This is a genomic window from Hydrotalea sp. AMD (assembly GCF_004100315.1).
Taxonomy (GTDB): domain Bacteria; phylum Bacteroidota; class Bacteroidia; order Chitinophagales; family Chitinophagaceae; genus Hydrotalea; species Hydrotalea flava.
In genome coordinates, this window is record NZ_SCKY01000051.1 from 1 (window position 1) to 6,805 (window position 6,805).

The 6,805-nt window shown below is 38.0% G+C and carries 8 protein-coding genes; 3 read left to right on the top strand and 5 right to left on the bottom strand.

From position 1 onward, the window contains the following. On the top strand, positions 1-704 hold a 704-nt coding region (locus EO766_RS17540), incomplete at its 5' end, for a DUF4249 domain-containing protein (RefSeq protein WP_287101690.1). 4 nt (positions 705-708) lie between these two features. On the opposite strand, the gene EO766_RS17545 is transcribed toward EO766_RS17540, so the two are convergent. Then, the gene (locus EO766_RS17545; RefSeq protein WP_074420250.1) at positions 709-1,425 is read right to left on the bottom strand and encodes an SAM-dependent methyltransferase; all 717 of its coding nucleotides are present in this window, start codon (positions 1,423-1,425) and stop codon (positions 709-711) included. Between the two features lie 9 nt (positions 1,426-1,434). Then, positions 1,435-2,244 carry an EI24 domain-containing protein gene (locus EO766_RS17550; protein WP_074420251.1) on the bottom strand — a complete coding sequence of 270 codons (810 nt, stop codon included), beginning with the start codon at positions 2,242-2,244 and terminating at the stop codon, positions 1,435-1,437. A gap of 122 nt (positions 2,245-2,366) precedes the next feature. Here EO766_RS17550 and EO766_RS17555 point away from each other — a divergent pair, with 122 nt between their 5' ends. Next, the gene (locus EO766_RS17555) at positions 2,367-2,990 is read left to right on the top strand and encodes a DNA-3-methyladenine glycosylase (RefSeq protein WP_074420252.1); all 624 of its coding nucleotides are present in this window, start codon (positions 2,367-2,369) and stop codon (positions 2,988-2,990) included. A 19-nt stretch (positions 2,991-3,009) separates the two neighbouring features. On the opposite strand, the gene EO766_RS17560 is transcribed toward EO766_RS17555, so the two are convergent. From EO766_RS17560 to EO766_RS17570, 3 genes are all read right to left on the bottom strand, one after another. Next, a complete protein-coding gene (locus EO766_RS17560; protein ID WP_074420253.1) occupies positions 3,010-4,014 on the bottom strand; it encodes a PorP/SprF family type IX secretion system membrane protein in 1,005 nt (334 codons plus the stop codon). 153 nt (positions 4,015-4,167) lie between these two features. Beyond that, entirely contained in the window at positions 4,168-4,821 is a 654-nt protein-coding gene (gene upp / locus EO766_RS17565) for a uracil phosphoribosyltransferase (protein ID WP_074420254.1), read from the bottom strand. Between the two features lie 595 nt (positions 4,822-5,416). Then, positions 5,417-6,106, bottom strand: a complete 690-nt coding sequence (locus tag EO766_RS17570; RefSeq protein WP_074420255.1) for a response regulator transcription factor — start codon at positions 6,104-6,106, stop codon at positions 5,417-5,419. A gap of 361 nt (positions 6,107-6,467) precedes the next feature. Here EO766_RS17570 and EO766_RS17575 point away from each other — a divergent pair. Next, a partial coding sequence (locus tag EO766_RS17575; protein WP_287101691.1) for a hypothetical protein occupies positions 6,468-6,805 on the top strand: 338 nt, incomplete at its 3' end.

The following is a 6,805-nucleotide window of genomic DNA, read 5'->3' on the forward strand; positions in this document are numbered from 1 at the left end:
ATTTAAAAAACGCCCCCCCTGTATTAGTGATTGAAGGAATGATTACCAATACTTCACCTGCACGGGTGCTCATTTCCAAATCGGTTGCTTTTAGTGCCGATAATGTATTTCCCCCGGTTACCGATGCATTGGTTACCATTACAGATGGTGGGGGTAACGTATACCCATTACTGCAAACAAGTCCGGGTACTTATGTTAATAACAATTTATTGGGTATACCCGGTACTACTTATCGGCTGCAGGTTATAGAAAATGGAACTACATATACAGCCACATCTACCATGCCGCTTCAGGTTAACTTAGATAGTTTACTGGTATCTAATATTGTTTTTGCTGGAAAAATCATACCTATTGTTCAGCCAAAATATACCGACCCTGCCAATGTGGCCAATTACTATTGGTTTATACAATACATTAATGGGATAGAAAATCAGCGCATATTTGTGTGGGATGATAATTTAACCAATGGTGGTATATCAACACGTCCTTTAATTGAGCCCGACAGTACCATTAATCCGGGCGATACCATTATGGTAGAAATGCGTTGTATAGATAAACCCATTTACCAATATGTACGTGGATTACAAGATTTACAAAATAATGCAGCCACGCCGGCTAATCCTACCAGTAATATTAGTGGCGGGGTATTGGGTTATTTTAGTGCACATACCCGGCAGCGTAAATCGGTAATTATACCACAGTAGTATACTAACCAGCATACAATAAAAAAATAGCGGGCCTTTTATGCAATGGTAATTGGGTTGTTTTCCATTGTGCTATGGTTTTGGTTACAATTACTTCTGTTGCTGATGTAATATCTGCGCCTACGCAAAGCAGGGTATTTTCTTTACAAACCTGTAGTAAATCTTGCAATAAAGCTTGATTGCGATAAGGTGTTTCAATAAAAATTTGGGTACTGTTGTGTTGGCGCGATGCGTTTTCCAAGGCTTTTATTTTGTTTTTTCTTTCAACTGAATCAATAGGTAAATAACCTTCAAACGCAAAGCGCTGTCCGTTCATGCCACTAGCCATGAGTGCCATAATAATGGCATTAGGACCAACCAATGGATGTATGGTTGCCTGCAATTGCTGGGCTGCTGCCACCAGTATTTGACCCGGATCGGCAATGCCGGGGCAACCTGCTTCACTAACAATGCCAATTGTTTTACCGGCCAATAATAGTGTTGTAAAAGCAGCTAGTACCTCCTCTTCCGCCTTATGAATGGTAAACCAAGTATAGGCATCAATGTCCATCTCTTTCCATAGCTGTTTAAAATAGCGCCGAGTGGTTTTTTCATGCTCTACAAAAAAAGCGTTACACTGTTGAATAACGGGTAATATTTGTGCCGGTAATACATGCAAAGCACCATCATATAAAGGTGCGGGAATTAAGTATACGGTTCCTGTAGGTATTTGTTTCACCATTTAATGATATTAAGTGGGATGAGAAGCGTTGGGTTTTCCGGGTACATAAATCTTAGGGGCAGCTGCCTCATGCAGCGGATATACGGCAAGGGTTGCTGCTACAATAGCATAGGCGGGCGCCAATACCCAACCAATAAAGGGTACAAGGTGCATGGCATAAAACACTAAACCATTGCCAATGGCCAAACCCCGGTGGGTACCTACATAAAAAGCACTTTCACTCATTGTTTTTTGGTGACGTTCCATACTATAGTCTAACATAGAAAATCCATAATAATACCCCTCTACAAATAAGGCAATAATAGGGGTAATTAAGCCAAATAGCGGAATAATACTTAACAGCATTAAAGCAATTAAATATACCGTTTGCCATAATGCATTGCGAATAGCCAGCCGAATGCCGCGCCACATATCGGTACCCAATTGGCGTAAACTAAACGGATAATCTTGGTGATTGATGATGGCCTCGGTTTTTTCACTTAAATAAGCAAATACCGGGGAGCCCACAATTAGGTAAAAATATTTAAAGAAAGAAAAATAAAACAACAACTGAATAAGCAATAAACCCAAACTAGAAAGTGTAAACAAAAATCCCAACCAAGTACTTTGTATTTTATCTAACCAGGTTTTTAAGCCCGTTTTTAAACTAAGCCATTCAATAACGCCACTGGTGGTATGTAGAAAAAAGCCCATGCTGAATACAAATAGCAAGGCATATAAAATACCCGGTATAATTATCCATTTCCACAACTTGTGTTGTTTTATGAATTGATGGGCTTTAAAATAGGCCTGAATTGCTATAATAATTTCTTTCAGCAAAGGGGGTTTTTGCTACGAAAATAATCGTTTCTTGTTGTTTTTGGTAGTATTGAAATTGAAATGGCCCTTTTTAAGAAATTGTTGGGAATAGAATCGATACTAATTTTATCGATTTTTGTGGTATGAATAACGGGTATATACAACCATTACCCCTTTCTGTTTTCCAAACTACAGATGTGGTAGCTATTGCCCAACAATTATTGGGTAAGCTTTTAATTACGCAATTTCAGCAACAATGTACCATTGGTAGAATTGTAGAAACAGAGGCCTATGCCGGTATTACCGATAAAGCCTCTCATGCATACGGTGGCCGTTATACCCCACGAACCCAAACCATGTATGCGGCCGGTGGCTGTGCCTATGTGTACTTGTGTTATGGTATACATTACTTGTTTAATGTGGTTACCGGACCGGTTAATACCCCGCATGCCGTTTTAATTAGAGCCATTGAACCGGTAGCGGGTTTGCCTATTATGTTACAACGTATGGGCAAAGTAAAGGCCGATTATACAGTTGGGCGTGGGCCGGGTAATGTAACCAAGGCATTGGGTATAAACCGCTTACATAATGCACAATTACTACATGAACATGAGCTGTATATTGGTGATGATGGATATAAAGTAGCAGAAAGTGATTATTTAGTTACACAACGGATAGGTGTTGACTATGCTGGTGATGATGCCTTATTGCCTTATCGTTTTTTGATGAAAGGGAATAAATATGTAAGCGGGAAAAAACTAAGTTAAAGCAATAAGGGGTAAAAAATTAAAATTTGGGGCAACTAATGGGTTTAGCATCACTGCGCTTTTGAATATAAATGAGTGACACTTCAATACCACCCACTCCTTGAGAAGCCGTTTTTAAAGAAGAGGTATTTACATCATACGAGGCACCCAGCCTAAAACTGCCATATTCTATACCCACATAAGGTATAAAGGCATCTCTTAAACGCAGCCAGGTACCTGCATATACACTTACATCTTGCGCTAAATTTAATGTAGGGGTAAATTGAAAAGCGCCACCCAATACTGTTTCAGAAGCGCCTCCCTGAAAGCTTTGTAAAGCACTTAAGTGCAAAGTAGTATTATCGCTAATAGGAAAATAAGTACCGGCATGAATAGTGGCACGCGGATTTAAGGAATAAGTAGCACCGGTGAATGATTGTTGCGGGCGGGTAATATGGTACAAACTAACGCCAAAATAAAAATTATTCCGATCAGAAGTACTGCCATTATATAGAATACCTGCATTTACATCCATGTAATTTGATTTAAGTGTAGCCCCATTAAAAACTTCACTGGTAACACCCGTAAAACCATTGCTGGTCAATTGGTCTTCAAAAGTGAGGCCTGCCGTATTAATCATCATATTGGCATAAGTTAATTGTACACCCAAACCAATGGTATTATTACCATCCTCATCCAAGCCCTTATGATAGGCGGTAGAAACTGTAGCATAATTAAACTTAACAGCTCCATTGGCACTATTATCATTATACGCCATAAAACCAAGTCCCCACACATCATTAGAGGCAATTTTATTTTGCATAATATGAAAATCAATAGAAGCAGTGCCGGTAGTAAAAGCATTATTAATGGTAGGCCATTGGTTACGGTAATTACCGGCTACCCGTAAGTCGCCATCAAACTTACCGGTGAAAGCAGGACTAAGGGTAAGTGGGGAAGAAAAAAACTGTGAGAAATGCGGATCTTGTGCCAATAGTTGTTGGCAAGCCATGAGCAGAAAGGTAAATAGTACAATTTTTTTCATTGGTGCGTTTGCAAAGTAATATAACAACTGTGGCAGCAAATGGTGCTAAGTGGTTATCCGCCTTTTCCTATTTAAGTTTACAAAAAACAGATTTACAAATTACAGGAAATGCTGTATATCAGTTTCATTTGTTGAATGATTTAACAAAAAAAATTACGATTGGTCTTTTGCGCCATAAGCCAAATCGCCGGCATCACCCAGTCCGGGAACAATATATCCTTTAGCGGTAAGTTCATCATCAATATCACCGCACCAAATATGAATGTTTTCGCCACAGGCCCTATGTACAAATTCAATACCTACCGAGCAGGCAATTGCAGCCACCACATGAATGGCTGCCGGTGTATATTCTTGTTGAATGTATTGAATGGTTTTTACCAGTGAAGCGCCGGTTGCCAGCATGGGGTCGCTGATAATCACTGTTTTATCATCTAAAGAAGGGCAGCTCATGTATTCTAAACATATTTCAAAACTACCGTCATGATGGTGCTTTCTATAAGCAGAAACAAAGGCATTATCGGCCTTGTCAAAATAGTTTAGCATACCTTGGTGCATAGGCAAACCTGCTCTTAAAATGGTAGCTAAAACAGGTTGTTCCAATAAAACTTTACTATTATGGATACCTAAGGGAGTAGGTATTTCTACTTCATGCCAAGGCAGAAGTTTACTAATTTCATAAGCCGCAATTTCACCAATTCTTTCTAAGTTACGCCTAAAGCGCATCCTATCGGTTTGAATATGTATGTTCCTGATTTCTGCCGTCCAATTACTCACCAAACTATGGGCATCACTCAAATTAATAATCATATATACAATTGCATTTAGGGTACTAAAATGCTGTAAAATAAAGGTAAAAAATTGGAACTAGCCGCATTTGCCTTTATTGAAGACACGATTGCCCTATATAAACTTGTTGATGCGGCAAAGCATCCGCTCTGTTCATTGCCCGGGTAAAAAAATAGGAGGTAAGTAAAGTAGGAGCTCCGGCATCATTCAAAGAACAGGCAGCCCAATGTAAAACCGAACAGGTTAAACTGTTTTCAATGCACTTCAACTGTACGTAAATGAGGAGCAACTAGTTAAAAAGGGGTGTTGTGCGAATTCCATAACCCTCAATACACAATTATTTTCCTTTGTTATTGGAACAAAGGGTGCAGCACAAAATGATGGATACGCATGATGACCAATTAACATATTCCTTGTTAAACAATTTACAAGTATAGGCGCTTAGTAAAAAGGTACAAAATTACCAAAGAACAAGCAGTTTATATAGATGAACCCGTGGCAGCATTAATCATCAACGGTACAAGTGTTATAGGATAATCAATAAAAAGTAGTAGAATAAATATAAGGCAACACCATCTTACGCAATAAAAATTGTTTCAATATAAAGAAGATAGTTTTAGCCACGAAATATTCTAATTAGAAAGTGTTTAATACCATAAGTAATAATTCCTGTTTTATTTTCGGAATGGGTTTTTTCGGCTATTTTTTTAACATGGGTTTCAATAGTGCGGGGCGATAAATGTAAAAATTCGGCAATAGATTTATATTGGTGGTGGGTAGCCAATAATTGAATGATTTTTTGCTCACTTTTAGAAAAGATAGGGATATTTTGGTTGTCCTTATTCTTGTTTAAACGAATGAATATTTTTTGAACCAATGCTTCATCCCACAATGGATCTATAAATACTTTATTTGCCCTAACAGCCTCTAAGGCCATTTTTAATGAAGTGTTTTGAGCAATTTTCAGGGAGCCTTTTGCAACAACGGCATCCACACCCATATCCATTAATTCTGCTATATCGGTTTCGGTTATTAAACCGGAAATCATGATTATTTTAATAGAAGGAACAAACAATTTAACCAAATGGCTCAATGCCATCCCATCCATTTCCGGCATTTGGCAATCGGTTAAAATAATATCAGGCGTTTGTTGGGTTTCTACCAACGATTCAAAAAAAGCCATAGGTTGGGTATACTTTTGTATGGTAAAACGGCCCGATATACGATGCACGGCCTGTGCAATCAATTCTACATCGCGTAAGCGGTCGTCAACAATGGCTATATGTTCCATGCCTTCACTATTCATACAATAGAATATAATGCAATATTAAATTATTTATTTATACTGAGTAATTTTTTGTGTAAATATTTTAAAAAAAGATAATTGATAGCGTAGAAATCCGCAAAAAATAGCGTAAAACTACGTAGGTTTTATAGGGTAATCGGTTAGTATATTTACTGTGTGATTGGGGATAATCATGTAACCCTTAACCGGTAAAGTAACAGAAGGGGATTCTGTTTATTATAAAGGCCGTATAATAAATAGGAAATACCCCAATACTGCAGACAAGCAGGTAAAAAAACTGCTGAACATCTGACCCCATGAGTGTTAGGCAGGGGAGGGTAATTTTTATTTTTTATAAATTATTACATAAAACTATTTGTTTATGAAAAAGATACATTGTTTACAATCCATTTATTCAAAATGGTTTGTTTTTATTATAATGTTGAGTGTTGTCATGTGTACAAGTTGCAAAAAACACTTTAATTCTTCAATAGCAGCACAAGGAGAGGACGGGATACAACCTTTTAACTTTAATTGGGAAACAGTTGATTGGATGCCTACTCCCGCTGTTGTAGGTCAAACCTTAATAAATCCACCATGGATTGGGCAGGGAAGTATAACTTCTATATATGGTATTGATGTAGCGAATGATTACAAGGCAAGTGATGGATGGGTTTTAGTGTATAATAGTTTTGACCCAAATTCTCCTGGTCCGTTGGA

What these genes read in the sequence shown, in the direction of transcription:
- EO766_RS17545 (WP_074420250.1), bottom strand. Translation starts at nt 1,425, where the DNA reads ATGGTGAAACAAATACCTACAGGAACCGTATACTTAATTCCCGCACCT.
- EO766_RS17555 (WP_074420252.1), top strand. Translation starts at nt 2,367, where the DNA reads ATGAATAACGGGTATATACAACCATTACCCCTTTCTGTTTTCCAAACT.
- EO766_RS17560 (WP_074420253.1), bottom strand. Translation starts at nt 4,014, where the DNA reads ATGAAAAAAATTGTACTATTTACCTTTCTGCTCATGGCTTGCCAACAA.
- upp (WP_074420254.1), bottom strand. Translation starts at nt 4,821, where the DNA reads ATGATTATTAATTTGAGTGATGCCCATAGTTTGGTGAGTAATTGGACG.
- EO766_RS17570 (WP_074420255.1), bottom strand. Translation starts at nt 6,106, where the DNA reads ATGAATAGTGAAGGCATGGAACATATAGCCATTGTTGACGACCGCTTA.